This is a genomic window from Streptomyces zhaozhouensis (genome assembly GCF_900230195.1).
GTDB classification, from domain to species: Bacteria; Actinomycetota; Actinomycetes; order Streptomycetales; family Streptomycetaceae; genus Streptomyces; species Streptomyces zhaozhouensis.
In genome coordinates this window covers 1-26,282 of the sequence record NZ_OCNE01000007.1, presented here as the reverse complement: position 1 = coordinate 26,282, position 26,282 = coordinate 1, and the positions used below count along the sequence as shown (strand labels likewise).

18 protein-coding genes are annotated in these 26,282 nt (G+C 75.7%); 9 read left to right on the top strand and 9 right to left on the bottom strand.

Translation table 11 applies throughout. From position 1 onward, the window contains the following. Window positions 1-21 precede the first annotated feature (21 nt). Complete coding sequence (locus CRP51_RS12115; RefSeq protein ID WP_097231119.1) at window positions 22-846, bottom strand: LysR substrate-binding domain-containing protein; 825 nt, start codon at window positions 844-846, stop codon at window positions 22-24. Window positions 847-905: 59 nt separating this feature from the next. Between CRP51_RS12115 and CRP51_RS12110 the strand changes: the two genes are divergently transcribed. Continuing rightward, window positions 906-1,298, top strand: coding sequence for a DUF5997 family protein (locus CRP51_RS12110; protein WP_097231118.1), 393 nt, complete (start codon window positions 906-908; stop codon window positions 1,296-1,298). A gap of 51 nt (window positions 1,299-1,349) precedes the next feature. On the opposite strand, the gene CRP51_RS12105 is transcribed toward CRP51_RS12110, so the two are convergent. After that, a complete protein-coding gene (locus CRP51_RS12105) occupies window positions 1,350-1,841 on the bottom strand; it encodes a GNAT family N-acetyltransferase (RefSeq protein WP_097231117.1) in 492 nt (163 codons plus the stop codon). Window positions 1,842-2,255: 414 nt separating this feature from the next. On the opposite strand from CRP51_RS12105, the gene CRP51_RS12100 reads away from it, so the two are divergent. Then, window positions 2,256-3,338 carry an N-acetylmuramoyl-L-alanine amidase gene (locus CRP51_RS12100; RefSeq protein WP_097231116.1) on the top strand — a complete coding sequence of 361 codons (1,083 nt, stop codon included), beginning with the start codon at window positions 2,256-2,258 and terminating at the stop codon, window positions 3,336-3,338. 69 nt (window positions 3,339-3,407) lie between these two features. Here CRP51_RS12100 and CRP51_RS12095 read toward each other — a convergent pair whose 3' ends face one another. The 3 genes from CRP51_RS12095 to otnK all read right to left on the bottom strand — a co-directional run bounded on the left by CRP51_RS12095 (window position 3,408) and on the right by otnK (window position 7,119). After that, window positions 3,408-4,955, bottom strand: a complete 1,548-nt coding sequence (locus tag CRP51_RS12095) for a fused MFS/spermidine synthase (RefSeq protein WP_170970524.1) — start codon at window positions 4,953-4,955, stop codon at window positions 3,408-3,410. A gap of 177 nt (window positions 4,956-5,132) precedes the next feature. After that, a complete protein-coding gene (locus CRP51_RS12090; protein WP_097231115.1) occupies window positions 5,133-5,807 on the bottom strand; it encodes a class II aldolase/adducin family protein in 675 nt (224 codons plus the stop codon). 43 nt (window positions 5,808-5,850) lie between these two features. After that, window positions 5,851-7,119 (bottom strand): 3-oxo-tetronate kinase, encoded by a 1,269-nt coding sequence (otnK, locus tag CRP51_RS12085; protein WP_097231114.1) that lies wholly within the window; start codon window positions 7,117-7,119, stop codon window positions 5,851-5,853. 233 nt (window positions 7,120-7,352) lie between these two features. On the opposite strand from otnK, the gene CRP51_RS12080 reads away from it, so the two are divergent. From CRP51_RS12080 to CRP51_RS12065, 4 genes are all read left to right on the top strand, one after another. After that, on the top strand, window positions 7,353-8,735 hold the full coding sequence (locus CRP51_RS12080; protein WP_097231313.1) for a homoserine dehydrogenase: 1,383 nt from the start codon (window positions 7,353-7,355) through the stop codon (window positions 8,733-8,735). An 88-nt stretch (window positions 8,736-8,823) separates the two neighbouring features. Then, on the top strand, window positions 8,824-10,194 hold the full coding sequence (locus CRP51_RS12075; protein WP_097231312.1) for a GntP family permease: 1,371 nt from the start codon (window positions 8,824-8,826) through the stop codon (window positions 10,192-10,194). A gap of 85 nt (window positions 10,195-10,279) precedes the next feature. Beyond that, on the top strand, window positions 10,280-11,107 hold the full coding sequence (locus tag CRP51_RS12070; protein ID WP_097231113.1) for a DeoR/GlpR family DNA-binding transcription regulator: 828 nt from the start codon (window positions 10,280-10,282) through the stop codon (window positions 11,105-11,107). A 59-nt stretch (window positions 11,108-11,166) separates the two neighbouring features. Then, window positions 11,167-11,832, top strand: a complete 666-nt coding sequence (locus tag CRP51_RS12065) for an HXXEE domain-containing protein (RefSeq protein ID WP_245880537.1) — start codon at window positions 11,167-11,169, stop codon at window positions 11,830-11,832. On the opposite strand, the gene CRP51_RS12060 is transcribed toward CRP51_RS12065, so the two are convergent. After that, window positions 11,735-13,021, bottom strand: a complete 1,287-nt coding sequence (locus CRP51_RS12060; protein WP_170970523.1) for an MFS transporter — start codon at window positions 13,019-13,021, stop codon at window positions 11,735-11,737. The two genes, CRP51_RS12065 and CRP51_RS12060, sit on opposite strands and share 98 nt — an antisense overlap. Window positions 13,022-13,286: 265 nt before the next feature. Here CRP51_RS12060 and CRP51_RS12055 point away from each other — a divergent pair, with 265 nt between their 5' ends. Further along, window positions 13,287-13,712, top strand: a complete 426-nt coding sequence (locus CRP51_RS12055; RefSeq protein WP_097231112.1) for a hypothetical protein — start codon at window positions 13,287-13,289, stop codon at window positions 13,710-13,712. Between the two features lie 248 nt (window positions 13,713-13,960). Here the strand turns inward: CRP51_RS12055 and CRP51_RS12050 are convergent, their stop codons facing one another. Together CRP51_RS12050 and CRP51_RS12045 are read right to left on the bottom strand one after the other, a co-directional pair. Continuing rightward, the gene (locus CRP51_RS12050; RefSeq protein WP_097231111.1) at window positions 13,961-16,225 is read right to left on the bottom strand and encodes an APC family permease; all 2,265 of its coding nucleotides are present in this window, start codon (window positions 16,223-16,225) and stop codon (window positions 13,961-13,963) included. Window positions 16,226-16,339: 114 nt separating this feature from the next. Continuing rightward, window positions 16,340-17,092 (bottom strand): nucleotidyltransferase domain-containing protein, encoded by a 753-nt coding sequence (locus CRP51_RS12045; protein ID WP_097231110.1) that lies wholly within the window; start codon window positions 17,090-17,092, stop codon window positions 16,340-16,342. 572 nt (window positions 17,093-17,664) lie between these two features. On the opposite strand from CRP51_RS12045, the gene CRP51_RS12040 reads away from it, so the two are divergent. After that, a complete protein-coding gene (locus CRP51_RS12040; protein ID WP_097231109.1) occupies window positions 17,665-20,742 on the top strand; it encodes an AfsR/SARP family transcriptional regulator in 3,078 nt (1,025 codons plus the stop codon). Window positions 20,743-20,998: 256 nt separating this feature from the next. After that, window positions 20,999-22,174: an acyl-CoA dehydrogenase family protein gene (locus tag CRP51_RS12035; RefSeq protein WP_097231108.1), complete on the top strand. Its 1,176-nt coding sequence runs from the start codon at window positions 20,999-21,001 to the stop codon at window positions 22,172-22,174. A gap of 70 nt (window positions 22,175-22,244) precedes the next feature. On the opposite strand, the gene CRP51_RS12030 is transcribed toward CRP51_RS12035, so the two are convergent. After that, window positions 22,245-26,282, bottom strand: a 4,038-nt coding sequence (locus CRP51_RS12030; RefSeq protein ID WP_099459301.1) for a thioester reductase domain-containing protein, incomplete at its 5' end; no start/stop codon positions are given.

The following is a 26,282-nucleotide window of genomic DNA, read 5'->3' as shown; positions in this document are numbered from 1 at the left end:
CACGGCCGCGTTCCGCCGCGTTCAGCCGCGCCGGGGCCCGCGGCGCTTGCCGGCGGCCGAGCCGCGCCGGGGCCGGCCCCGGCCGCCCGTCCCGCCGGACGAACCGGCCCTGGACCCGCCGGTCTTGGAGCCGCCGGCCTTGGACCCGCCGGCCCGGGTCCGCCGCGCGTCACCGCCGGCTGCGCCCTTGGGCTTCCCCTTCCCCCCGGCCTTCGCCTTCGGCTGGGGCGGGGTGGGCCGACCGCGGGAGCTGTTGACCGTCCGCCCCCGGACGATGCCGATGAACTGCTCCATCAGCTCGGTCGTCCTGTCCTCCCGCCAGCACAGCCCGACGCCCGACACGGGCACCTCGGAGAGCGGGCGGTAGGTGAGATCCCTGCGGTGGTACAGGCGGGCGAGCGACTGGGGAACGACGAGCAGCCCCACCCCGGCCGCCACCAGCTCGATCGCGTCGGCCGTCGTGGCGGGCCGCTCGACCGCCGGGCGGCCCGGCGGCCGCTCCCAGGCGAGGGTGTCGTCGAGGGGGTGGAGGACGACCTCCTCGGCGAGATCCTCGACCGCCACCTCGTCGACCGCCGTCACCACGTGGTCCTTGGGGACCACCACCACCGTCGTCTCGGTGTAGAGCGGGATCACGCTCAGGCCCGTGCGGTCCAAAGGCGAACGGGCGAGGGCGGCGTCGAAGCGGCCCTCCCGCAGCAGGTCGGACGCCTCGGCGTCGGGCACGCCCGTGAGGACCAGCGGAACGTCCGGCATCCGCTCGTTCCAGATCCGCACCCACTTGGTCGGCGTCACGCCCGGAACGTAGGCGAGCCGGAACGAAGGGGACTCCTCGGCGCCTGTCACCTGGCAAGGCTATCCGGTGGCGTGCGGAGGTGTCGCACCCGCTCGTTACCCTGGTCGGCATGACGTCGCAACACAACACCCAGACCATGAAGCCCGCGACCGCGGCGAAGAAGTTGGGTGTGTACCTTCCGGCCACGCCCGTCGAGTTCCAGGAGGGCGTGGTCTCGCGCGACACGTTGCGGACCCTGCGGACCGACCCGCCCGAGTGGCTCAGGGAGCTGCGCCGTGACGGGCCGCACCCCAGGCCGGTGGTCGCCTCGAAGCTGGGGGTCTCCATCGCGGGCCTCGCGCGCGGCGGTGTCACCGAGCCCCTCACCACGGAGCAGATCGACGCGCTGAAGCGGGAAGAGCCGGAGTGGCTGGTCCGGGAGCGCGCCACCCAGGCCGACGTCCGCAAGGAGGCCGCGCGCGTCAAGGAGCGGCAGGCGGCCCGCGCCGAGCCGCGGCGCTGACCGCTCTCCCCCGCCCCCGGCACCGGTCGGGGGCGGGCGCCCCGGCGCGGCTCAGCGCAGCGCCTTGTCCAGCACGCGTTCCCTGGTCACCCCGTCGGCCAGCGGCTCCCCCGGCGCCCCGACGGCGACGAAGCCGTGGCGCAGGTAGAGGGCGAGCGCGGCCTCGTTGCCCGGGACCACGGCGAGCCTCAGCGTCCTGGCGCCCGACCGCAGGGCCCAGGCCGTCACGGAGGCGACCAGCCGGTCCCCCACCCCCGCGCCCCGTGCCTCGGAGTCGACCCACAGCGACCTGAGTTCGCTCCTCGGCCCGTCGCCTGGGACGCCCCTGACCATGCCGACGGGCCGGCCGTCGCGCACCGCGACGACGTGGTGGGCGCCGGGCGTGGCCAGCCGGGCGCGCCACTGCTCCCGGCCGCCGCTCTCCCAGTCGGCGAGCCGGGCCCGGAACGCGTGCGGCGCGTCCGTCAGCGCGGCGACGCGGAGATCCCGCCACAGCGGCCAGTCGTCGGAGGTGACGACGCGCAGACTCACCCTGTCTCCCATGCCGTCAGTCTGCCGCGTGCGTGCCGGGGCGGAACGCCCGCTCCCCTTCCCCGCGGCCCGCGCGCCCGAGGGTTGGCCCGGTTCCGGTGCGGGCAGGTATCCGTCCGACACTCGCGGGGGCGGTATGGGGCGGTATCAGATCACCGGCGCCGGCGGTGCCCGGTCCTCCGTCCGCAGCAGTGACCCGGTGGTGGCGCCCGGAGGCCGCGCGGGGCACCCGCACGGCGAGCGCGCGCGCCGCCGGCACCCGTCCCGCGCCGGCGGGGGACGCGCTCAGGCCGCTCCCCGTGGTCCCGTTCACCGGTGCGCGCCGATCGTCGGCGCGCGCCCCGCACCGCCCTCGCTCACATCGGCCCCGTCCGGAGGAGGTACCCGTGTGCACGCATCCGCCCACCCCGACCGAGGGGGTGTCCCGTGGCGACCCCGCTGTCCGCTGACCGTCTGGTCGCCGCGCTGAAGGCCGAGGGTGTCCGCGTGGTGGAGTACCGCAGCTGGCGCACCCACAACCGCAACCACGTCGGGGCCTGGGGCCCGGTCCACGGGGTGATGGTGCATCACACCGTGACCACCGGCACCGACGCCTCCGTCCGCCTCTGCTACGACGGGCACTCGACGCTGCCGGGACCGCTGTGCCACGGCGTCATCGCCAAGGACGGCACCGTGCACCTCGTGGGGCACGGCCGGGCCAACCACGCCGGTTCCGGCGACGGCGACGTGCTTCAGGCGGTCATCGAGGAGCGCGCGCTGCCGCCGGACAACCAGGCCAACACCGACGGCAACGCCCGCTTCTACGGCTTCGAGTGCGTCAACCTCGGCGACAACAAGGACCCATGGCCGGCCGCCCAGGTGGAGGCGATCGTCCGCGCCTCGGCGGCGATCTGCCGCGCCCACGGCTGGGGCAAGAAGGGCCCCACCTCGGTCATCGGCCACCTGGAGTGGCAGCCGGGGAAGATCGACCCGCGCGGCCCCGGAGTCTCCATCGGCGACATCCGCTCGCGGGTCGCCGAACGACTGAGGCATCCGGCCGACTGGAGCCCGGGAGGCTCGACCCCAGAGGAGACCCCAGTGCACACCTACTTCGAACGGAAGTCCGGCGTCACGCTGACACCGGGCGAGTGGTACACGATCACCTGGGACCGCGTGTGGGCGCCGGGGAAGGGCTGGTCCGACCGCGACCTGGCGCAGACCCTGCTGAAGGGCGAGCACCTGTTCAGCCTCGACTTCGCGGTGCGCGCCGAGGGGTTGAAGCGCGGCCAGGAGATCCAGCTCCGCGTCGCGCGCAACCACAGGAAGCCCGGTCAGGAGTGGGCGCGCGCCAAGTCGTGGCCGATCTCCTCGCCGGTGCACGACGGCGGCCGGCTCCACGCGGCGCACCACTGGCAGGGCCACCTGCCCGGCTCCGACGACAACAGGTTGGTCGCGGAGGTGCTGGTCAACGGGGACTCCCCCGTCCCGATCGACGAGCTGACCGCCAGCCTGCTGGCCTGGCCCGTCTGACCTCCGGTAGCGGCTCGGCCCCTCCCGGCGCCTCGGCTCCACCGGGAGGGGCCCGCGTCGGAGTGCGGCTCAGCGGCGCTGCGGGTACGGCGTGAGCAGTTGGTCGACCGGCGCGAAGTCGTCGGTCAGCACCGTCGCCTCGCCGATCCACCCGGTCAGCTCGGCGCCGTCCACGACCCGCCAGTCGCCGCCGCGCGCGGCGACCCGCTCGCCCCACGCCCGGGTGTCGAAGGGCGCCTCGGAGGCGGTCGCCACGAAGTTCCCGCCGCCCCGGCCCTCGAAGGCGCCGGGCTCCGCCGCCACCGCGACATGCGCGAACTCCTCCCGCAGTGTGGCCACGGCCGCGCGGACGAAGGCGAGTTCGCCGTGGTCGACCATGTTCACGGTGTAGAGGCCGTCCGCGCGCAGCACCCGGCCGATGTCGGCGACCGCCTCCCGGGTGGTGAGGTGCCACGGCACGCTGACGCCGCCGAAGGCGTCGCCGACGACGAGGTCGCGGGAGTCGTCGTCGAGCGCGCGCAGACCCAGCCGCGCGTCCTCCACCCGCACCTGGAGGTGCTCGCCGGTCTCCACGCCGAGCAGCTCGCGGTCGACCTCGACGACTCCGGGGTCGATCTCGGAGACCACGCTGGTGGAGCCGGGACGCACCGCCTCCAGATAGGTCGGCACGGACAGCCCACCGGCCCCCAGGTGGTAGGTGTCCAGCGGTTCCCCGGCGGGGTACGCGGTGTCGACGAGGGAGGCGATGGCCTTGACGTAGGCGAACTCCAGGTGTTCCGGGTCGTCGACGTCGACGTAGGAGTGCCGCAGCCCGTCGAGGACGAGGGTGCGGCCGCCCTCCCGGTCCGGGTCCTCCTCGACCACGGCGCAGTGGTAGCGGGTCTCCACGTCACAGCCGTCGGGCACCGCCACGCCGGCGGCGACGCTGCCGCCGACCGCGACGCCCGCCAGCAGGACGCGCTGCCCGCGCCGCCGCCGTTCCCGCATCGAGGCGTCGACGAGGACGCCGGCCAGCAGCAGCAGCACGCCGAGGGCGATCAGGATGACGCTGACGGGCACGACCGAGACCAGCACGAAACCGGTCAGCACGGTGCCGGCGATGCCCCCGGCGGTGCCGATGCCGGAGAGCCGGCCGACCACGGTGCCGGTGACCTCCAGGTCGACCAGCAACAGCTTGGTGACCATCGGGGTGACCGCCGTCAGCAACGCGGCCGGCAGGAACAGGCACAGGCCGCCGACGAGCAGCGCCAGCGCGCCCTCGGACAGGCCCGCCAGCCGCACCAGGCTCGGGGTCAGCCCCACGACGACGCCCGAGAGCGCCAGCAGGGGGCCCAGCGCCCGGCGCGGCGCCACGACGTCCGCCGCCCGTCCGCCGGCCCACGCGCCGAGCGCGATGGCGGTGAGGGCGATGCCGATCACCGTGGTGTTCATCTCCATCGTCAGCCCGACGTACGGCGCCAGCAGCCGCAGCGCGACCAACTCGACCACCAGCACCGCCGCCGAGGACCCGAAGACCAGAACGGCCCCCGTGCGCGCCCCGATCCCCGCGCCCGGCCTCTCCCCGCCGTCGCCCGTCGCGGGCGCGCGGCCCGCCGTTTCCGCTGCCTGACCACTCATGTCGACCTACGCTCAGCTGTCGTGTGCACCGTCTCCCCGCGCCCCTCATCCTGCCAGCCACCGGGGTGACGAGGGGCGCCGGTCGGGCGCAACGGGCGGGCGGGGGCGCCGAGTCGGGCGGACCGCCGGCCGCCCCCGAGCGCGCGCCCGGCCGGGGGCGGCCGGCGAGGGGGGCGTTCAGGCGCGCGGCGCCGGGGTCCAGTGGCTGCCGTAGCGGGCGGCGAGCGCGGTGGCCTCCGCCGGGGTGAGGACGCGGTGCGGATGCTGGCCGAGAAGCAGCAGCAGGCGGCTGGTCTCCTCCAGTTCCACCGCGGCCGCCACCGCCGCCGCCATGTCGCGGCCCGAGGTGACCGGGCCGTGGTTCTGCAGGAGCGCGGCCCGGAAGGGGAAGTCGAGGTCGGCCAGGCCGCGCGCCTGGTCGGCGTCGCCCGGGGGCGCGTAGGGGATCAGCGGGGTCTGGCCGACCCGCATCACGAAGTACGGCGTGAGCGGCGGCACCGCGCTCCGCTGGGACCAGGCGGGCTGGCAGGAGCGGGCGGCGGCGTGCGCGCTGTGCAGGTGGACGACGGCGGTCACCTCGGGATCGCGTTGGTAGAGCGCCAGGTGCAGCGGGAACTCCTTGGACGGCGGCGGCCCCGCCCGGTGGGCCCGCGCCACCGGGGTGGTGGGGGCCGCGCCGGCGTCCAGGACGGCCAGCTCCCCGGCGTCCAGGGCGTCCAGCGCGGCGCCGGTGGGCGTGATGTACACGCGGTCGCCGATCCGCACGCTGAGGTTGCCCGAGGACCCCGGGCTCAGGCCGGCCTCGGTGAGCCTGCGGCCCGCGGTCACGAGGTCGGTGCGCGGGTCGGTCATGGTTCGGACTCCTCGGTGGGGGCGGTGGAAGGGGGCGGGCACCTCAGGCAAGGGCGTGCCAGCCGTCGGTGAAGATCTCGGGGGCGCCGAAGTTGCCCGACTTCAGGGCGAGGTTGTAGGCGCGTCCGTCGCCGGCGACGCCGTGGGCCCAGCTGACGCCGGGGCCGAGCGACGGGCCGAGCTCCAGGCGGCGGATGCCAAGGGCGCGCACCACGCTGCCCGAGGTCTCGCCGCCGGCCACGATCAGCCGGCGGGCGCCGGCGGCGGCCAGCCGGCGGGCGCAGTCGGCCAGCGCCCGTTCGACCAGTTCGCCGGCGGGCGGACCGTCGGCGGGGTCGTCCCGGCGGATGTCGTCGCGGTTCTCCACGGCGTGGATCAGGAACGGGGCGCGCGGGGCGTCGGCCCAGTGGGCGGTGACCTCGGCGACCAGCGCGTCGACGGCGCCTTCCGGGTCGGCGCGCAGGGCGTCGAGGTCCAGCTTGCGGGCGGGCACGCCGGCGCGGCGGGCGTGGGCGATCTGGCCCTGGGTCGCCGTCGACGCGCTGCCGGCCAGGATCAGCGGGTGGCCGTCCTCGACCGGCATCGCGGCGTGCGCGGGGGCGCCGTCCGCGGGCAGGCCCAGCGCCAGCCCCGAGCCCCCGGTGACCAGCGGGTGGTCGGCGGTGGCGCGGGCGATCACCGCGAGGTCGTCCTCCTCGACGGCGTCGACCACGGCCAGCACCCGGGCGCCCGGCCGGCGCAGGCGGTCGAGCTCGGCGCGGAGCGCCGGCGCCCCCGCCCGCACCACGGGCAGCGGCACCGAGGCGACCCGGTGCGCCGTCTGCGGGCGCAGCAGCCCGGGGACGTCGGAGCTGGTCATCGGCGTGAGCGGGTGGTGGCGCATCGAGCTGTCGGAGAGCAGCCGGTCGCCGACGAAGAGGTGCCCCCGGTAGACGGAGCGCCCGGTGGCGGGGAACGACGGCACGACGACGGCCAGGCCGGTGTCCAACGCCGCGAGCAGCGCGTCGGCGACGGGCCCGATGTTGCCGGCCGGCGTGGAGTCGAAGGTGGAGCAGTACTTTTGGTAGAAGCGGACGCACCCGAGGGCGCGCAGCGCCTCAAGCGCGGCCAGCGAGTCCCGGACGGCCTCCTCGACCGGCGCGGTGCGCGACTTGAGGGCCACCACCACGGCGTCGGCCTCGGCCAGGCGCGCCCGGTCGGCCGCGTCGGGGACGCCGAGCGTCACCACGGTGCGCAGTCCGCGGGCGACCCAGTTGCCGGCCAGATCCGTGGCGCCGGTGAAGTCGTCGGCGATCCCGCCCCATGTGGCCATGCGTCACCCGTTCCCTCGTGGTGGTCGTGTCAGGTCGTCGTTCGCGCCGTGCGGCGTGTGCGGCTCGCCGCCGCCCCACGGCCGCCTCGTGGGCGCCGGGAGACGGCTTGCCGCCCCGGAACCACCAGGCTGTGAATTTATGTTACTACAGTTGACGCAGGTGTTAATCAGAGTTACGTTCCCGCTTCAAGAGCGTGATGGCCCGCTCCGCCGAGTTCGTCGAAAGGCACCCGATGACCCCGTCCCCCACCGGCACCGCGTCGCAGGACCGCACGGTCGGCTACGCGCTCACCGGCGCGTGCGGCGGCTTCGCCCGCACGCTGCTCGCCACCACCCGCCGCACGGACGGGGTGCGCCCCACCGTGCTGTGCGACCGGGACACCGAGGGCGTGCACGCGCTGGCGCGCTCCCTCGGCCACGGCGCGGACGAGCTGGTGACCGCCGGCACCCCCGAGGAGGTGGCCGAGATCACCAGGTCCGGGCGGATCGCGGTGGTCGGGGAGATCGACCTGCTCGCCGGCGCCGACTACGACATCCTGGTCGAAGCCACCGGAAGCCCCGCGGCCGGCCATCGCGCCGCCCGCCGGGCCCTGCTGGACGGCCGCCACGTGGCCATGGTCAGCAAGGAGGTGGACTCCGTCGCCGGCGTCGCCCTCGCCACGCTCGCCGCCGACCGCGGCCTGGTCTACACCCCCGCCGAGGGCGACCAGCCGGCCAACCTGATCCTCTGGTACGAGCGGCTGTCCGGGCTGGGCCTGGAGATCCTGGCGCTCGGCAAGTCCGGGGAGTACGACCTCGTCTACGACCCGGAGGCCGGCACGGTCACCCAGCTCGGCACCACCCTCCCCGCGCCGGGGCTCGGCGCGCTGCTGCGGCTCGGCGACGACGTGCCGGCCACCCTCGCCGCCCGTGCCGAGGCGGTCGCCGGCCTCAAGCGCTCCGCCGCCGCCGACCACTGCGAGATGGCGGTGGTCGCCTCCGCCACCGGCTTCACCGCCGACACCCCCGCCCTGCGCTACCCGGTCGCCCGGGTCTCCGAGCTGGCCGACGTCTACGCCCACCGCGAGCACGGCGGCGTCCGGGACCGCGACGGCGTGCTCGACGTCTTCAGCGTCCTGCGCCTGCCGGAGGAGGCAAGCTTCGCCGGCGGCGTCTTCGCCGTCGTGCGCACCCACGACGACGAGACCTGGGAGACCCTGCGCGCCAAGGGCCACCTGGTCAGCCGCGACGGCCGCTACGGCTGCCTCTACCTGCCGTTCCACGCGATGGGCGTCGAGACCCCCGCCACGCTGCGCCGCGCGGTGCGCGAAGGCGCCGGCGTCTCCTCGCGCCCGCCCCGCCAGCACGCGGTGCTCGCCGGCCGCGCCGCCACCGACCTGCCCGCCGGCACCACGCTCACCCTGCACGGCCACCACCACGAGGTCACCGGCGTCGCCCCCGTGCTCCACGCCGTCGACGAGGTGCCGGCGGATACCGCGCCGTTCTACCTGGCGGCGGGCAGCCGCCTGGCCCGCGACGTCGCCGAGGGCACGCTGCTCACCCTCGACGACCTCGACCGGCCCGACCCCGAACTGCTGGCCGCCTGGCGGGCCGGCCGCTCACTCCCCCGCGCCTGACCCACCGGCGCGCCACCCCCGTCCCCCGTTCGCCCCCACCCCGTCCCCCGGTCCGCACCCCGTGGTCCCGGCCGCCGAGAGGTTCGCCATGTCCGACGTCTACACACTCACCGCGTTCGCGGTGGCGATCGCGGTGCTGGTGCTGCTGATCGCCCGATACAAGGTCCATCCGGTGGCCACGCTCTTCATGATCGTGGTCGTCCTCGGGCTGGCACTCGGCACCGGCGGGGTGCGCACCGTCGACCTGGTCACCGAGGCGTTCGGGAGCACCCTCGCGAAAGTGGGCCTCCTGATCATCTTCGGCTGTGTGCTCGGCAAGATGCTGGAGCTGAGCAGGGCGGCCGAACGCATCACCCTCAGCGCGCTGCGGCTCTTCCCCGGCAAGCGTGTGCCGTGGGCGGTGGCCATCGCCTCGGTGGTGCTGGGCATCCCGCTGATCGCCGACACCGCCGTGGTGATGCTGATCCCGGTGGTCTCCGCGCTGGCGCACCGCACCGGCACCTCGATGATGCGGCTGGGACCGATCCTCTACATCGGCGCCTACGTGATGACCTCGCTGGTGCCGCCCGGCCCCGGCCCGCTCGCGGCCACCAGCCTGCTCGGCGTCGAGTTCGGCGAGGCGATGCTGTGGGGCACCCTCGTCGCGCTGCCCGGCATCATCGTCGCCACGCTGTACCTGCTGACCATCAAGACCCATGTGGAGCCGCTGCCCGAGCTGGTCGCCCACCTCGGCAAGCCGGGCTCCCCCGGCGGCGGCGGGGCCGGCACCGGCGACGGAACCGAGGACGACGGGCTGCCGCCCCTGCTCCCCTCGCTGCTGCCCGTCCTGCTGCCGCTCGTCCTGATCGTCACCAGCTCCTACGCGATCGACCTGTGGGAGCTGGACAACGCCGTCGGCGGCGTCATCGCCTTCCTGGGCAACCCGACCATCGCCCTCTTCCTCGGCTGCCTCTCCGCGCTGCCCCTCTTCCGCGCGAAGTGGCGGCACAAGGAGACCGTCAACGACCTCTTCGAGGCCGGACTGCGGCTGGCCGCCCTGCCCGTGGCGCTCACCGGCGTCGGGGGCGCGCTGGCCGCGATCATCCGCGACACCGAGGTGGCCGAGTCCGTCGCCGACATGATCCGCGACTGGGGCCTCTCCCCGATCCTGGTGCCCTTCCTGGTGGCCGCCGCGATCTGCACGATCACCGGCTCCAACATCCTGGGCGTCATGACGGCGGCGGCCATCATGGAACCGCTGGCCGAGGGGCTCGGCATCTCGATGCTCGCCGTCTACCTGGCGTGCGGCACCGGCGCGCAGATCATGAAGCACGCCAACTCGTCGGGCTTCTGGACCACCGTCACGCTCTCCAACCTGACCGTCGGCCAGGGCATCCGGTCCGTCGGAGTGGCCTCCGCGCTCTCCGGGGTCACCGGATTCGCGATGGTCTACCTGCTGTACGGTTTCGGCCTGATATGACGAAGCCCGGTGTCCGCCGCCCCCGGGGCGGCGGACACCGCGGCGTCGCACTTCCCCCCGCCCGGCGTTCGTGACTGGAGGCACCATGCCGCCCGAGGAGGGCCGCGACACCCCGCTGATCCCCGACCAGCGCCGCGAGTTGCTGATCACCCTGCTGCGGCAGCACGCCGTGCTGAGCGTGCACCAGCTGACGGAGCTGCTGGCCGTCTCGCACATGACGGTCCGTCGGGACATCGCCGCGCTGGAACGCCAGGGACGCGCGGTGTCCGTCCCCGGCGGGGTGCGGATCGCGGGCCAGCTCCACCAGGAGCCGAGCTTCGTCGACAAGAGCACCATGGACACCCCCGCCAAGCTCGCCATCGCCGAGTTGGCCGCGTCCTTCCTGCACGACGACACCACCGTCTACCTCGACGCCGGCACCACCTGCCAGGCGCTCGTCCCGCATCTCGCCAAGCGGCGCGGCATGACCGTGGTGACCAACGACTTCACCTCGGCCAACTCCCTGATGGCGGTCCCCGGCGTCGAGGTCATCCACACCGGCGGCCGGGTCGAGCCCGCCAACCGCTCCGCCGTGGGCCAGCTCGCCGCCGCCACCCTCGGCCAACTCGCCCTGGACATCGCCTTCGTCTCCACCAGTTCCTGGGATCTGCGGCACGGCGTCACCACGCCCTCCGCGGCCAAGGTCGAGGTCAAACGTGCCGCGATGGCCGTCGCCGCCCGCACCGTGCTGGTCGGCGGCAGCGCCAAGTACGGCTCCTTCGGCTCCTACCGGGTGGCCGGCCTGGAGGACTTCGACGCCATCGTCACCGACACCGGGCTGCCGGCCACCGCCCGCGAGGCGCTGGCCGCCCAGGACGTGGACACGTTGATCGCCCCGGTCCCGGACCGGGGCGTGCCCGAGACCCGCCCCTGACGGGCGTACGGTGGTGCCCGGCGCCGCCCGCCGCGCGGCGGGCCGTCGGGAGGCGGGAGTTGACGGAGCGGAGTGGGCGGCCGGGGGAGATCTCACCGGCGGTCGCCTGGGGGCTGTTGGCCGCGTTCGCGGTACACGATCTGGAAGAGCTGGCCACGATGCCCGGCTGGGCGGCGGCCCAGGTGGAGCGGCTGCGCGCGCGGCATCCCGAGGTGCCCGAGCGGGTGTGGTCCGCGCTGCGCGTGACGCCGGCGCACGCGGCCACCGCGATCGGCCTGATGGGCCTGGTGGTCGGCGGCGCGGCGGCCGACGGGGCGAGGACCGGGGGCCGTTCGCCGTTCTTCCAGACCGTGGTCGCCGGTTTCGGGCTGCACGCGGTCTCCCACGTCGCGCAGAGCGCCGCCCTGGGCCGCTACACGCCGGGCGTGGTCACCGCCCCGCTGGTCGTCGCCCCGTACGCGCTCTGGGCCCGGCGCGCGTCGCGCCGGGCCGGGGTGCTCCGCGAGGTCGACGCGCGCGGGGCCCTGACCGGTGCCCTGGCGTTTCCGCTGGCCATCGCGGGCGTGCACGCGGCGGCGTTCGGGATCGGGCGGCTCGCCCGGTCGCGCCGGTCCCGGCGGGTGCGGGTCACGCCACGGGGCGCACGCTCCCCGTCCCGACCGGGGACGGGCGCGGGGACAGGTCCGGGGACGGGTGGAGCCGGGAGCGCGCGGCCAGCAGGGTGACCAACGCCAGCAGCACGCCGATCATCGGCACCAGGAACCCGGCGCCGTCCCACAGCCGGTCCTCGAACTGCCCCGCCACGGTGGCCGCCGCCGCCTGGCCGAGGGCGACCGCGCCCGACAGCCAGGTGAACGCCTCGGTGCGGGCGCCGAGAACCATGTCGCCGACCAGCGTGAAGCCGGTGACGATCACCGGCGCGACGCACACCCCGACCACCAGGCCCAGCGCGGCGAGCAGGAGCACCGAGTCCGCCGCCCACAGCGCGGAGGCCGCCAGGGCGAGCGCCGCGTAGCCGGTCAGCAGGCGGTGCCGCGGGGCGACGCGCCAGGCGATCGCGCCGCAGGCCAGGCCGGAGAGCATGTTGCCGGCGGCGAAGATCCCGTAGAGGACGCCGTTGAGTCCCGGCCGGTCGATCGCCTCGGTGAACGCCGCCAGCGACACCTGCATCCCGCCGAAGACGCACCCGACGCCCAGAAAGGCGACGACCAGCACCCGCACGCCGGGGACGCGCAGCGCGGACGCCCGCCTCCCGCGGCTCCCGGCCGCCCGGTCCACCGGCGGCTGGGTGCGCCTGCTGGCGGCGAACAGCAACCCGCCGACCAGGGTCAGCGTCGCCTCGGCCACCAGCCCGGCGGCCGGTGTCACGGCGGTGCACAGGGCGGTGGCCAGCAGCGGGCCGATGACGAAGGTGAACTCGTCGGTCACGGACTCGAACGCGGCCGCGGTGGAGGCCAGCGGCGAGTCCCGCAGGGCGACGCTCCAGCGGGCGCGCACCATCGGCCCGATCTGCGGGACGGTGGCGCCGGTCGGCACGGCCACCGCGAACAGCGCCCACAGCGGCGCGTGCGAGAGGGCGAGCACCAGCAGCAGCGCCGCCGCCGCGGCGTGCGCGAGCACGGAGGGCACCAGCACGGCGCGTTGCCCGTACCGGTCCGTCAACCGGCCGGCCAGCGGCGCGGCCAGCGCCATCGACGTCCCGGTGACGGCCGCCACCGCGCCGGCGGCGCCGTAGGAGCCGGTGGTGTGCTGGACGAGCAGCACCAGGGAGAGGGTGAGCATCCCGAACGGCTGCCGGGCCGCGAAGCCGGGGAGGAGGAACGTCCAGGCTCCGGGGGTGCGGAGCAGTTGCCCGTAACCGGGCCGACGTGCTTCCGGCCGCCGGGCCGGACGCGGGGTGACCGTGGACGCCACGGCCTCGCCTTTCCGCCGCTTGGTGGCGCGCCGCCGCGGGCGCGCCGAGAGCTGTCCACGTGCGCTGGACTGCGGTAGATACCGGAACTCACGGAGGGGAGTATCCGGCCGCCTTACGGTCGCGCCAGCCCTGCGTCAAGCAGAGAGTGGTTCGATCGGTGGTCGAGAGGGTGGGCGTCGCGCGCCCGAAGCGGCATCATACACAGCTTGTATGACCAGCCGTTCCGCCGCATCATGGGGCCCATGACCGCGATCTTCGAGGGCGATGCCGCGTAGGCCGCCCGGCGCCTCGCGCGCCCGACAGCGGCGCACGCCCCGGGGCGGCGCCCCCCGGCGTTTCAGCGAACTCCCCGGGCTCGGCGGCGCGACCAGGGCCGCCGTGCACCGGCTGGAGGCCGAACGGTTCTGGCCCGGCTGCCTCCAGGACTCCCTCGCCCGGTTCGCCCGGCCGCTGCGGGCGCCCGGCCGGGTGCTCTACCCGCACGTGGTGAACTGCCCCTGCGACGACGCCCTCGACGGCCGCGACACCGTCGAGGCGCTGCTGCGGGCGCTGCCGCCCCGCCCGCGCCGCGAGGTGCGGGCGCTGCTCGCCCGCGTGGACGAGGAGTTCGCCCGCCGCACCCTCCCCGACCCGGGCGCCCCTCTGGAGCCGGGCGCCGGCTGGTGGAACCGGCGGCTGTCCGAGCCGTAGGGCGGGTCCCGCGGTTCCCCCGGGACGGCGGGCGGCGTCCGGCGGGCTATCGCTTCGTGACCGTCGAGATGCCGCCGGTCGCCAGCACGAAGACCGCGGGCGAGGGCGGTGCGGACGTCCGGGTTCCGGTCGAGGCCGGCTCACGAGGAAGTCGGGGTCGGTGGGGCGTACCAGGCTCACGGCGGTCTCCTTCCGCGCCGGGTGCGGGACCGGCGGCGACACCGGTCTGAGGTGCGGGGCGCCGGGCCTCAGACGTGGAAGGGGACCGTCGTGACGACGACCTTCGGGAGGGCGCGCAGGGAGCGGCGCAGCCGGCCGGCGACGCGGCTGTGCAGGAGCCGGTGGCGGCGGCGCCGGGGGACGATCTCGGGGAGGATCACCGTCATCGTCAGGTCGGGGCGCTGGCGGTGGAGTGCCTCGATGTAGTGGATCATCGGCGCGATGATCGCGCGGTACGGGGTGACGACGACCTCCAGGGGCAGATGGTCGCCCCACTGGTGCCAGTTGTCGCGGAAGCGGTCCGCCTCCTCGTCGCTGGGGCTGACGTGCAGGGCGAGGACCGGCTGGCGCAGGGCGGCGGCGTAGGCCAGGGCGCGCATTCCCGCCAGGTCGAGGACGGCGACGGGCACGATGGACAGATGGTGGATCTGCTCGGGCGCCTCCTCCCGTTCCGACTCGTCGGTGTCCCCCCGGTCGTCCTCCTGCCGGCCCCCGCCCTCCGCCTCGGGGGCCGGGCCGGAGGCCGCGGGCACCGAGCAGGCGGTGGCGGGGAGTTCGAGGGCGCCCGGGTGGAGCCGCAGCGCCTCGCCGACGCGGTCGTAGTGGCGCCGGATGCGGGTGGTCAGCAGCAGGAAGCCCCCGATGGCGAGGATCGCCACCCAGGCGCCGGCCGCGAACTTGGTGACCACGGCGGCCACGAAGACGACGCCGGCCAGCGCGCAGCCGGCCGCGTTCAGCAGCAGGCTGCGCCGCCGGTGGCGGTCGCGCGTGCGGTGCCAGTGCACCACCATCCCGGCCTGGGACAGGGTGAAGGCGAGGAAGACACCGACGGCGTACAGCGGGATGAGGGCGGAGGTCCGGCCCCCGAACGCGACGAAGAGCAGCAGCGCCGCCGCGGTGAGCAGGATGATCCCGTGGCTGAAGGCGAGCCGGTCGCCGAGGCGCAGGAAGGACCGGGGCGCGTACCAGTCGCGGGCCAGCAGGAACAGCACCCGGGGGAAGTCGTTGTACGCCGTGTTCGCCGCCAGCAACAGGACGGCGGCGGTCGCCAGTTGCACGAAGACGTACCAGGGCCCCGAGCCGAAGACGTGGTGGGCGAGCTGGGAGAGCAGCGTCTCGTGGTGGTTCGGGGTCACGCCGGTGAGGTGGACCAGCGTCATGATGCCGGTGAACAGGGTGATCAGCATCAGGATCATGCAGGTCAGCGTGGTGCGGGCGTTGCGCCACTCCGTCGGCTGGAAGATCGGCACCGCGTTGGAGATCGCCTCGATGCCGGTCATCGCCGTGGAGCCGGAGGCGAAGGCGCGCATCACCAGGTAGAGGGTGACGGCCTCGGTGGCGTGCGGGGGCGCGGCCGGCTCGGGGGTGAAGCCGTTCCCGGCGGCCTGGTAGAGCCCGGCGCCCACCAGCAGCAGCACGGCGAGCACGAAGGCGTAGGTGGGCACGGCGAAGAGCCGGCCCGCCTGGCGCACGCCCCTGAGGTTGCCGGCGAGCAGCACGAGGATCACGGCGGCGCCGAGCCACACGGGCGAACGCTCCGCCACCGGGAGGACCGGCCCGATCGCGGCGACCCCGGCCGCGACGGAGACGGAGACGGTGAGGACGTAGTCCGTCATCAGCCCGGCGGCGGCCAGCAGTCCCGGCGTGCGGCCGAGATTGGCGCTGGCGACGAGGTAGGAGCCGCCGCCGTGCGGGTAGGCGCGGATGGTCTGCCGGTAGGAGAGCGCGACGAAGACCATCAGCACGACGATGAGGGCCGCGAGCGGCGTCGCGTAGACGAGGCCGGCGGTCCCGGCGAGGACGAGGACCGCGAGCAGCGCCTCGGGTCCGTAGGCGACGGCGGAGAGCGCGTCGGCGGAGAGCACCGGCAGCGCGACGCGCTTGGGCAGCCGTTCCCTGGCGATGGCGCTGCTGCGCAGCGGCATCCCCAGCACGGCGCGGCGCAGCAGGTGGGCGAGGCGGGCGCGGCGCCCGCCCCCGGCGCCCTCGCTCCCCTCCCACTCGATGGCGTCCGGCCGGGGGAGGTCGGGCGCGTCGCCCAGGGGGGAGACGCGGACGTGCCGGCCGAACGCGGCGGGCCGGATCTCGGCCGGGGCGGGGAAGCCGCCGAGGTTCGGCTCCACGGGCAGCGCGCGGCGCCACGCGGCCGGGTCGCCGGCCGCCTCGCCCCACTCCCGGCCCACCCGGCGCAGCACCTCGACCTGTCGCTCGTCGAGGGGCGGCAGCCCGGCCGAGGGGCTGGGCATCCCGCCGGCGGTCGGGTCGTCCGGCGGCTCGCTCTCCCGTGACACCATGCGACCCAGTGTCACCGCGCGAACGCCCAGCGCAACGAAGCGCGGCGCGGGCGCCGTCGACCGGTCGCGCCGCCGGGCCGCCGGGCCGCCGGGCCGCGCGACGGCCGGGGCGCCTCAGCCGGGGGCGAGCCCGCCCAGCCGGCGCAGCGTCTCGTCCAGGCGCGCGGCGAGCGCGGCGTCCACCAGCGCCACCTCGGCCAGCAGCGCCCGCGTGGTCACCGCGAACGCGCGGCCCACCTCGTCGGGGGCGACGGAGCGGGCCAGCGTCTCGGCGAACGGTCCGGTGACCTCCCCGGGCAGGTCGTCCACGCCCCGGCCCTGGACGGCCGGCAGGCCGTGGCGCAGGCAGGCCAGGGCGAGCACCTGTTCCCGCATCCCGCTCAGCATGTGCTCGGCCTGCCAGCCGCGCCCGCGCGCGAGGCTCGACCTGACATGCAGCGCGTGGAGCCAGGCCCGGCCGACGAGGTCGCGTGCCCGGGGCGGGCGGACGTGCGGCAGCTCCTCGTTGGCGGCGCCGAAGAGCAGCCGCCACTTCGGCCCCGTGGCCCCGAACTCGGCGGCCGGCCAGAAGGAGAGGTCCACCTGAAGGGTGTCGCGGAGCAGGAAGACGCGGAAGAGCGTGGCGCCGAGGGGGAGGTCCAGCCGGTCGACCACGTCGTGGGCCGCCATCCGCGCGGTCCAGTCGGCGACCACCCGCCCAAAGTCCGCGTCGGGAGCGACGGCCAGCGCCAGGTCGATGTCCGACCAGCGGTCCTCCCGGCCGACGGCGGCGGAACCGACGAGCGCGGCGGCGGTGACACGCGGGTCCCCCTCCGCCGCGGCCACCAGCGCGTCCCGCAGTCCCGTCCGTCGCGCCTCGGTGAACACGCGCCGGACACTAGCAGACCCCCCGGAGCCGCCCGAACGTGACGAGCGCCGGATAGCCGGGCCCGCCGCCCCGGGCCGCGCCGGCGGTGTTCCGGCCGCCCGTGGGGCTTCGCCACGGAGCGCGACGAACGGCGGGGGCGGCGCGCTCACGTCCGGTTGGCGCCGCCCGCATTGTCACACGCTGTCACCCAACGTCTCTGTGGCGCCGAGTGACATATTGTTGGTTGGTACGGTAGTCGACAAAGCGTCATCTGTTCGCCGAACACGGGCAGGTGTCCTCGATCGGCCCGCCAGGCCGCCCCCTTCCCGGGACGGTCGGCGTCCTCGCGTCGGCGGGACGACGGGCGCGGGGACCCCGGTCGACGGGGGCGGCGGACGAGGGCACTCGTCGGAAGGGCACGCCGAGAAGGGGAGGGACCCGCACGACCGTCTTCCAGGACGCGACATCCCCCACAGGTCAGCCCGACCGACCCGTTGACCGGACACGGGAGTCCCAGGCCAACTCGCCCGCCGCCGTGGGCAGGAGACACCATGCGAGGCGCGCCAGGACACGCGCCCCGTGAAAGGAAGACATGTCCCAGACAGTTCGGTTCGCCACGCTGGGCCCCGTGGGAGCCTCTCGGGGGCAGCAGAGCATCAGCGTCGGCTCACCGCAGCAACAGGCGATGCTCGCGGTGCTGCTGCTGCGTGCCGGGCGGGCCGCCTCGCTCCAGGAACTCATCGACGCGGTGTGGGGCCCCACGTCGCCCAACTCCGCGCCGGCCACGATCAGGACCTACGCCTGGCGGCTGCGGCAGGCCCTCGCGGAGAGCCGGACGAAGCCGAGAACCCTGATCTCCGTGGGCGACGGCTACCGACTGGCGCTGGCCCGCAGGGACGTGGACGCGCTCTGGGCGGAGCAGTTGGCGTCCCAGGCGGTGGAGCACCGGTCGGCGGGACGCCTGGCGAAGGCCGGCGAGCAGATCGGGCAGGCCCTCGCGCTGTGGCGCGGCGAACCGTTAGCCGGGGTGCCGGGTCCCCACGCCGAGCAGCAGCGCCAGCGCCTCGGGGAGCTGCGACTGACGCTGCTGGAGGAGCACTTCGAGGTGCTGCTCCGCCAGGGCGCTCCGGCGCTCGCGGTGCCGGAGCTGGGCGCGCTGGCGAGCGCCCACCCGCTGCGGGAGCGCTTTCACGCGCTCCACATGCGGGCCCTGCACTCCACGGGTCGGCTCGCCGACGCGCTGGCCGCCTACCACCGGCTGCGGGAGCGCCTGGTCGAGGAGTTGGGCGTGGAGCCCAGCCTGGAGCTGCGCGACCTCTACCAGCGGCTGCTCCTCGACGACCCCGCCACACCGCAGTCGGAGGCGCGCGGGCGCGAACAGGTCGCCCTCGCCCCGGCGGAGTCCGGTGCCGCGTTCCCCGTCGAGGAGGCCGCCGAGCCGTGGCGGGCGATCGCCCCCGAGCCGGTCGCGTCCGAGGCCGGGGAGCGGGCCGCCCACGCCGCGGAAGGCGACGAGGCGCCCGCGTTCACCGTCGGCGCCCCGGTCCCCGCCCAACTGCCCAACGGTGCCGTCGACTTCACCGGTCGGGTCACCGCGCTCGGCACGTTGACCCGGGCGCTGGTCACCCACCGCTACGACGCGCCGCCGGTGGTGCTGATCACCGGGATGGGCGGCGTCGGCAAGACCGCGCTGGCCGTGCGCGCGGCGCACGAGGTGCGGCAGCGCTTCCCGGACGGCCAGCTCTACGCGGACATGCGCGGCACCCAGCACGACGCGACGGCGCCCGGACTGGTGCTGAGCAGCTTCCTCACCGCGCTGGGCGTGGCCGCGCGCGCCGTGCCGGAGAACGTGGACGACCGCGCCGGGCTGCTGCGTTCCCTGCTCAACGGCAAGCGGGTGCTGATCGTCCTGGACAACGTGCGGGACACGGCCCAGATCAACCAGATACTGCCCGGCACGGCCAGTTGCGCGGTGCTGATGACCAGCAGGGCCCGGCTGTGGGGCCTGCCGACCTCGGCCCGGGTCGACCTGACGGGCTTCCGCACGGACGAGGCGGTGGCGCTGGTGGAGCGGGTCGCGGGACCCGCCAGCGTCAACCGGGACCTGTCGGCCGTGGTGGAGCTGGTCCACCGGTGCGGGCTGCTGCCGCTGGCGGTGCGGATAGCGGCCTCCCGGCTGGCGTCCCGGCCGCACTGGGGCGCGGCGGCGCTGAGCGCCCGGCTGGCCGACGAACGCCGCCGGCTCTCCGAGCTGCGCGCCGGCGACCTGGCCGTCGAGGCGGTCTTCGAGATCGGCTACCAGCAGCTGAGCGCGGAGCAGGCCAGGGCGTTCCGGCTGATCGCCACCGTCTGCGACCCGGAGATCGGGCTGCCGGCCGCCTCCGCCGTGCTGGGGCTCGACGAGAACGAGACGGAGGCGCAGCTGGAGTCGCTGGTCGACGCCTCGCTGCTGGAGACCTCGCAGCCGGGGCGCTACCGGTGCCACGGGCTGCTGCGCGCGTTCGGCCAGCAGCAGACGTCGGCCGCCGAACGGCTGTGCGCGCTGGACCGGTTGATCGACTTCCTGGTGGCGACGACGGCGCACGCGTTCCGGCACGTGGTGCCGGGCGACCGGATCAGCCACGCGATCGGCCCGAGCCGCAGCAGCGGGATGCGTTTCGACGACGCGTGCGCGGCGCGCGAGTGGGTGGCGACCGAGGCGAGGGGCGCGTTCACGGCCGTGCTGGAGGTGGCCCGCGAGGCGCGCGCCGCGCTGGCCGCCGCGTCCGAGCCGGTGGGCGCCGACACGGTGCGCAAGGCGGTCGGCCTGCTGATCGCGCTCACCGCCTTCGGCCCCCACGTGCAGCGGGAACGGCTGGCGCAGGCCGCCTCCGCGCTCGCGGAGGCCGCGGAGGCGCTGGACGACAAGCACACCGTGGGCCGGGCGCACTTCCTGTGCGGGAACATCGCGGTGCAGCGCACGCTGCTGACGGAGGCCAGGGAACACCTGCGGATCGCGGAGATCAACTGCCGGGCGACGGAGGATCTGCTGATCCTCTGCCAGGTGTTGAACGACCTCGGTCTCATCGCGCTCTTCGCGCACGACTACGAGGAGGCCGCCGAGCATCTGGAGGAGGCGGCGCCGCTGGCCCGCCGGCTGGGGCAGCGCTCCGGGGAGCTGGTGGCGACGTTGAACGCGGCGCTGGCCAGGCTGCGGGGCGGCCGGGCGGAGGAGGCCAGGGCGGTGTGCGAGGAGGCGGTCGCGACGCTGCGGGCCTCGTCCGACTCGCAGGGGCTGGCGTACGCGCTGGTCGTGCTGGGGCTCTCGCTGCACGAGCTGGGGCGCTACGAGGAGGCCGTCGGGCGGTACATGGAGTGCCTGCGGCTGAGCCGCACCCTCGGGCTGCGGGAACGGGAGGCCCAGGCGCACCATCTGCTCGCGGACACGCTGCGGGCCCTGGGGCGCCCGACGGAGGCGGCGGACGCGGCGGCGCGGGGCGTCGCGCGCGCGTCGGACGGCTGCTCGGAGCGGGTGCGCGGGCACGCGTTGGTCGCCCTCGGCCGGGCGTTGGCCGATCTGGGGCAGGGCGGGGAGGCGGCGGTCCATCTGACGGAGGCGGAGGAGATCTTCACCCGCCTCGGCCTCCCGGAGGCGGGCGAGGCGCGGGCGCTGCGCGACGCGGCGGACTGACGCGCGCGCCCTGCCGGCGCGCCCGGGCCGCCCACCGGCGCCCGAAGGGCGCGGGGAACCGCGCGAGCGACCCGCCACCGGGCCGGGGACGACCACCCGCCTGACCGGTACCGCGCCGCTGTCGCCGTCCCCGCCGCCGGGCGGCCGCTCGCGTGACCGGGCAGTGACCGGGCGATGGCCGGCCGGTGCGCGGAACTGGCTAGTTTCCGAGGGGAAAGCCCGGATATCCACGGGCTCAACCGGTTCGGAGGGACGCATGACTGATCGTCAGGAGACGGCAGAGGTTCTGGACCTGGTCCGCGCCGCTGTTCCCGTGATCGCGGCGCACGGCGCGGAGGCCGAGGAACGTGGCCAGGTGCCACGGGAGACGGTCAGGCTTCTCGACCAGGCCGGGGTGTTCCGCATGGCGGTGCCCGAACGTTTCGGCGGCCTCGGCCGTCCGCTGGCCGAGCACGCCGAGGTGGTGAGCGAGGTGGCCAGTGCCTGCCCGTCGTCCGGCTGGAACATGACCATCTGGCTCACCGGCGCCGTCATGGCCGGCCTGTACCCGGACGAGACGCAGAAGGAGGTCTTCGACGGCGGGTCGGTCCGGGTGTCGCTGGGGTTCGCTCCGACCGGCCGGCTGAGGCCCGTCGACGGCGGCTATGTGCTCGACGGCCGCTGGAGCTACAACTCGGGCTGCCACCACGCCGACTGGAACTGTCTGGCCTCCGTCGTCGAGCACGAGGACGGCGGCGAGGAGGAGGTCTTCGCGCTGGTCCCGATGCGGGAGCTGTCCATCGTCGACGACTGGGACGTCTCGGCCGGGCGCGGCACGGGCAGCGCCACCACCGTCGCCGAGAAGGTCTTCGTCCCGCTCCGGCGCACCGTCTCCTACGGCGGGGCCACCGTCGGCGAGACCGGTGAGCGGTGGAACGCGGGGATCCCGGGGCGCGAGTACGGACTGGTCTCGTTCATCATGGCGCTGTACGCCTCGATGGCCACGGGCATCGCGCGCGGCGCCTACCAGCACTTCCTGGAGCGGATACCGGGGCGCGGCATCACCTACACCTCGTGGGAGGACCAGCGGCAGCACCCGTTGACGCAGCAGCAGGTGGCGGCGGCGGCCAACCGCATCGAGGCGGGGGCCGCGCTCAACGGGCGGGTCATCGCGCTGCTCCAGGAGCGCACCGACGCCGGGGGCGCGCCGACCAACGCGGAGAAGGCGCGGGTCCGCGGACAGACCGCGTTCGCCGCCGAGATGGCGAAGGAGGCCGTGGAGCTGCTGTACGCGCTCAGCGGCGCCTCGGTGATCAAGCGCAGCGTCCCGTTCCAGCGGTACCACCGCGACATCCTCGGCTTCACGCTGCACGCGCTGGCCCAGGTGCACACCAATCTGGAGGTGCAGGGCCGGGTGCTGCTGGGCCTCGACCCGGGCACCGAGATCCTCTGACCCAGCCCCGTGCGAAACGGGCCGCCGGCCGTCCCCCGAGGGGGCGGCCGGCGGCCCGTTCGCCGTGCCGTCAGCCCCGCGCCGGGGGCGGCGGGAAGTGTCCCTCCCGCACGAAGAACTCCACGTACCTGGCGAAGAGTTCACCGGTCAGCGGCGGGCAGACGATGCCGGTGCCCTCCAGGGCGGCCTCCGTTTCGCCGGTGTCGAGCACGGGGTAGAACGCGTCGGTGTCCGTGGTCATCAGCTCGAACGCGTGCAGCAGCGGCAGCAGCGCGTTGTCCCGGTCGGCGCGCACCGCCTCCCGCCAGCGTTCCGGCTCGGCCTCGGTGAGCGGGTAGCCGAGCCGCCGCAGGTGGCCCACGCAGTCGGCGAGGCTCAACGAGCTGTCGTTGAACAGGTGGTAGGTGCCGCCGGCGCCGGCCGGGCGGGTGGAGACGCCCAGGATCGCGGCGCTGACGTAGTCCACGGGCAGCAGGTGGAACCGGCCGCCGGAGGACGCGGGCACCGACCCGGCCTGGATCAGGCCCTTGAGGCTGAGCCAGACGAAGTCACGGGTCTGGCAGGCGCCGTTCTTCTGATCGCCGGAGATGACGTCGACGCGGTAGACGGAGACGGGCAGGCCGCGCTCCCTGGCCAGGTCGACCACCTGCTCGGCGACCCACTTGCTGCGCAGATAGCCGCTGGGCAGCGCCTCGGCCGGGCCGGTCGGGTCGGTCACCCGCAGCGGCACACCCGGGGTGACGGGCCCGTCGAAGACGCCGACGGTGGAGACGTGGTGGACGGGGACGGTGCGGTGCCGGGCGGCGAGCCGCAGGATCTCGCGGGTGCCGCGCACGTTGGCGTCGCGCAGCGCCCGGTACGGCTTGAGCCAGTGGACGGAGGCGCCGGCGTGGTAGACCGCGTCGACGGTGCGGGCCAGGGTGTCGAACCGCTCCTCGGACAGCCCGAGTCGCTCCGCGGCGAGGTCGCCGACCACGACGGTGAGCCGTTCCTCGTCGATGTCGTCCAGGACCCGGTACCACTCCAGGCTGTCGCGGAGCCGGGCGCGGGCGGCTGTCTCGTCCGCGCCGCGCACCAGGCAGTGGACGCGGGCGCGCGTGGTGCGCATCAGGTCGCGGAGCAGGAAGGCGCCGAGGAAGCCGCTGGCCCCGGTGAGCAGGATCTCCCGCGGGTCGTCGACGGTGCGGACCACCTCGGCTGCCGGCCTGATGTCGTCGTCGAGGCGGATGTCGGCCGCGTGGTCGACGGTGTCGGCGGCCGGATCCGTCGCGTCGTCGGGGGCCAGCACGGTGAGCAGGTGGGCGGCGAGGTCGCCCGGGGTCGGGTGGTCGAAGACCAGGGTGGCCGGGAGGGTGAGGCCGGTGAGGGCCGAGACCCGGTCGTGGAGTTCGACCGAGGTGAGCGAGTCGAGGCCCAGCTCGGGGAAGAGCCGGTCGGGCGCGATGCCCTCGGGTCCCGAGCGGCCCAGCACCCGGGCGGTCTCCTCCAGCAGGGCGGCCAGCACCGCGTCGTGGCGCTCCCCGGCGTCGTCCAGGGCGGTCAACCGCTCGGCGAGCGAGGGGCCCTGGGCGGCCGAGCCGTGGGCGGCGCCCCGGCGCGGGGCGGGGACGAGGGCGCCGAGCAGCGCGGGAACGCGGGGCTGTGCGCGGAGCGCGGCCAGGTCCAGCGGGGTGGCGACCGTGTCGGGCCGGCCGCCGCGCAGGGCGAGGTCGAAGAGGGCCAGGCCCTGCGCGGTGGCCACCGGGGGGAAGCCGCCGCGGGCCATCCGCGCGAGGTCGGTCTCGGTGAGGTTTCCGGTGAGCTCGGACGCCTGCGCCCACAGGCCCCAGGCGAGGGAGGTGGCGGCCGAGGAACGGGCGGCCCGGTGGCGGGCCAGCGCGTCGAGGAAGCCGTTGGCGGCGGCGTAGGTCGACTGGCCGGGGCCGCCGACGGCCGCGGCGACCGAGGAGAAGACCACGAACGCCGTCAGCTCCGTCTCCCGGGTCAGGTCGTGCAGGTGCCAGGCCGCGTCGGCCTTGGGCCGCAGCACCCGGGCCAGCCGCTCGGGGGTCTGCGCGCCGATCACGCCGTCGTCGAGGGTGCCCGCGGTGTGCACGATGCCGCGCAGCGGGTGCGCCGCGGGGATCGAGGCGAGCGCGCCGGCGAGGGCGCCCCGGTCGGAGACGTCGCAGGCGGCGACGGTCACCGAGGCGCCCAGCGCGGCCAGTTCGGCGCGCAGCTCGGCGGCGCCCGGCGCCTGGGGGCCGCGCCGGCTGAGCAGCAGCAGATGCCGGACGCCGTGTGCCCGCACCAGGTGCCGGGCGAACAGCCCGCCGAGGGTGCCGGTGCCGCCGGTGACCAGCACGGTGCCCTCGGGGTCCCAGTCGGGTGCCGCCGTGGCGGCCGGCCGCTCCTGGCGCACCAGCCGGGGCAGCAGCACCCGCGCCGACTCCCGCACGGCGCCCTGGGGTTCGCCGGAGGCGACCAGGGCGGACAGGGCGGCCTCCACGCCGGGCGCCGCCGGGTCGGGGGCGTCGGCGAGGACGATCCGGCCCGGGGCCTCGGACTGCGCGGAGCGCAGCAGGCCCCAGGCCGCGGCGGCGCCGAGGTCGGTGAGGTCCTCGCCGTCGGCGGTGGACACGGCGCCGCTGGTGAGCACGGTCAACGGGACGCCGTGCAGCGCGTCCTCGGCCAGCCAGAGCCGCGCCAGCTCCAGGGCCCGCCCGACGGTGGCGTGCGTCGACTCGGGGGGCGCGGCGCCGGCGGGGGAGGCGAGGCGTACCCGCACGGCGTCGATCTCGGCGCCGGCCGCGACGGCGGCGGCGAGGGCCGCCAGCTCGGACGCGCCGGCGTCCGGCGCGAGTTCGGCCCAGCGCAGGGTCGCGGGCGCGAGCGGCCTGGACGTCCAGGCGACGTGGAAGAGCGCGTCGTGGTCGCGGGTCCTGGCGGCGGTGAGCGCCTCGGGGGCGAGCGTGCCGAGGGTCAGGCGGGCGACGTCGGCGACCGGCTGGCCGGCCGGGTCGGTCAGCCGCAGCGCGTAACTGCCGGGCTCGGGCCGCGGGGTGAGCGTCGCGCGCACCTCCCGCGCGCCGGTGGCGTGCAGCCGCACGCCGGTCCAGCGGGTGGTGGCGGGCAGCGGGCCGAGCGCGGGGCGCAGGGCGGCGTCGAGCAGCGCGGGGTGGATGCCGAACGCGTCGGCGCTCTGTGCCGCCTCGTCCGTCAGCCGCGCCTCGGCCAGGAGTCCGCCGGCGTGGCGCCAGGCCCCGGTCAGGACGGCCGTGCCCTGGTCGTGGGCGGTGCCCTCGGCGGCGAGGCGTGCGCGCGACGCTTCGAGGTCGACGGGCTCGGCGCCGGCGGGCGGCCAGTCGCGGGCGGCGTTCGGCCCGGTGGCGGGCGGGCCCGCGGTGAGCGGGCCGGCGCCGAGGCGGCCGTGGGCGTGGCGCAGCCACGAGGCGCCGGCGTCGCCGAGCCGGGAGTGCACGGTCAGCGCGCGCCGGCCGTCGGCGTCGGCGGCGCCCACCCTCAACTGGAGCGTCAGCGAGCCCCCGGCGGGGAGCACCAGCGGCTCGTCCAGGGTCAGTTCCTCCACGACGGGGCAGCCCGTCTCGTCGCCGGCGCGGATCGCCAGCTCGGCGAGGACGGCGCCGGGGACGACGGGCTCGCCGCCCACCGTGTGCGCGGCGAGCCAGGCGTGGGTGTGGGCGGAGAGGGTGCCGGTGAGGAGCGTCTCGCCGCTGTCGCCCAGCGGCAGCGCCGTGCCGAGCAGCGGGTGCGCGACGCGGTCGAGGCCGAGCCCGGTGGGGTCGGCGGTCGCCGCCGGCGCCTCCACCCAGTACCGGCGGTGCTGGAAGGCGTAGGAGGGCAGCGGGACCCGGCGGGCGCCGGTGCCGGCGAAGAACGCCTCCCAGTCGACGTCCGCGCCGCTGAGCCGGAGCGCGGCCAGGCCCTCGACGAGGGCACGCTCCTCGGGGCGGTCGCCTCGTTGCAGGGTGACGGTGTGGGTGCCGGGCCGGTCGGCGAGGATCCGCCGGTTGAGCGCGGTGAGGACGGCGTCGGGGCCGATCTCCACGAACGTCCGCACCCCCTGCTCCTCCATCACCGACACCGCGTCCGCGTAACGCACCGACTC

Coding starts and splice junctions, on each gene's coding strand:
- CRP51_RS12110 (WP_097231118.1), top strand. CDS start 906: ATGACGTCGCAACACAACACCCAGACCATGAAGCCCGCGACCGCGGCG.
- CRP51_RS12105 (WP_097231117.1), bottom strand. CDS start 1,841: ATGGGAGACAGGGTGAGTCTGCGCGTCGTCACCTCCGACGACTGGCCG.
- CRP51_RS12095 (WP_170970524.1), bottom strand. CDS start 4,955: ATGAGTGGTCAGGCAGCGGAAACGGCGGGCCGCGCGCCCGCGACGGGC.
- CRP51_RS12090 (WP_097231115.1), bottom strand. CDS start 5,807: ATGACCGACCCGCGCACCGACCTCGTGACCGCGGGCCGCAGGCTCACC.
- otnK (WP_097231114.1), bottom strand. CDS start 7,119: ATGGCCACATGGGGCGGGATCGCCGACGACTTCACCGGCGCCACGGAT.
- CRP51_RS12080 (WP_097231313.1), top strand. CDS start 7,353: ATGACCCCGTCCCCCACCGGCACCGCGTCGCAGGACCGCACGGTCGGC.
- CRP51_RS12075 (WP_097231312.1), top strand. CDS start 8,824: ATGTCCGACGTCTACACACTCACCGCGTTCGCGGTGGCGATCGCGGTG.
- CRP51_RS12070 (WP_097231113.1), top strand. CDS start 10,280: ATGCCGCCCGAGGAGGGCCGCGACACCCCGCTGATCCCCGACCAGCGC.
- CRP51_RS12055 (WP_097231112.1), top strand. CDS start 13,287: ATGCCGCGTAGGCCGCCCGGCGCCTCGCGCGCCCGACAGCGGCGCACG.
- CRP51_RS12050 (WP_097231111.1), bottom strand. CDS start 16,225: ATGGTGTCACGGGAGAGCGAGCCGCCGGACGACCCGACCGCCGGCGGG.
- CRP51_RS12040 (WP_097231109.1), top strand. CDS start 17,665: ATGTCCCAGACAGTTCGGTTCGCCACGCTGGGCCCCGTGGGAGCCTCT.
- CRP51_RS12035 (WP_097231108.1), top strand. CDS start 20,999: ATGACTGATCGTCAGGAGACGGCAGAGGTTCTGGACCTGGTCCGCGCC.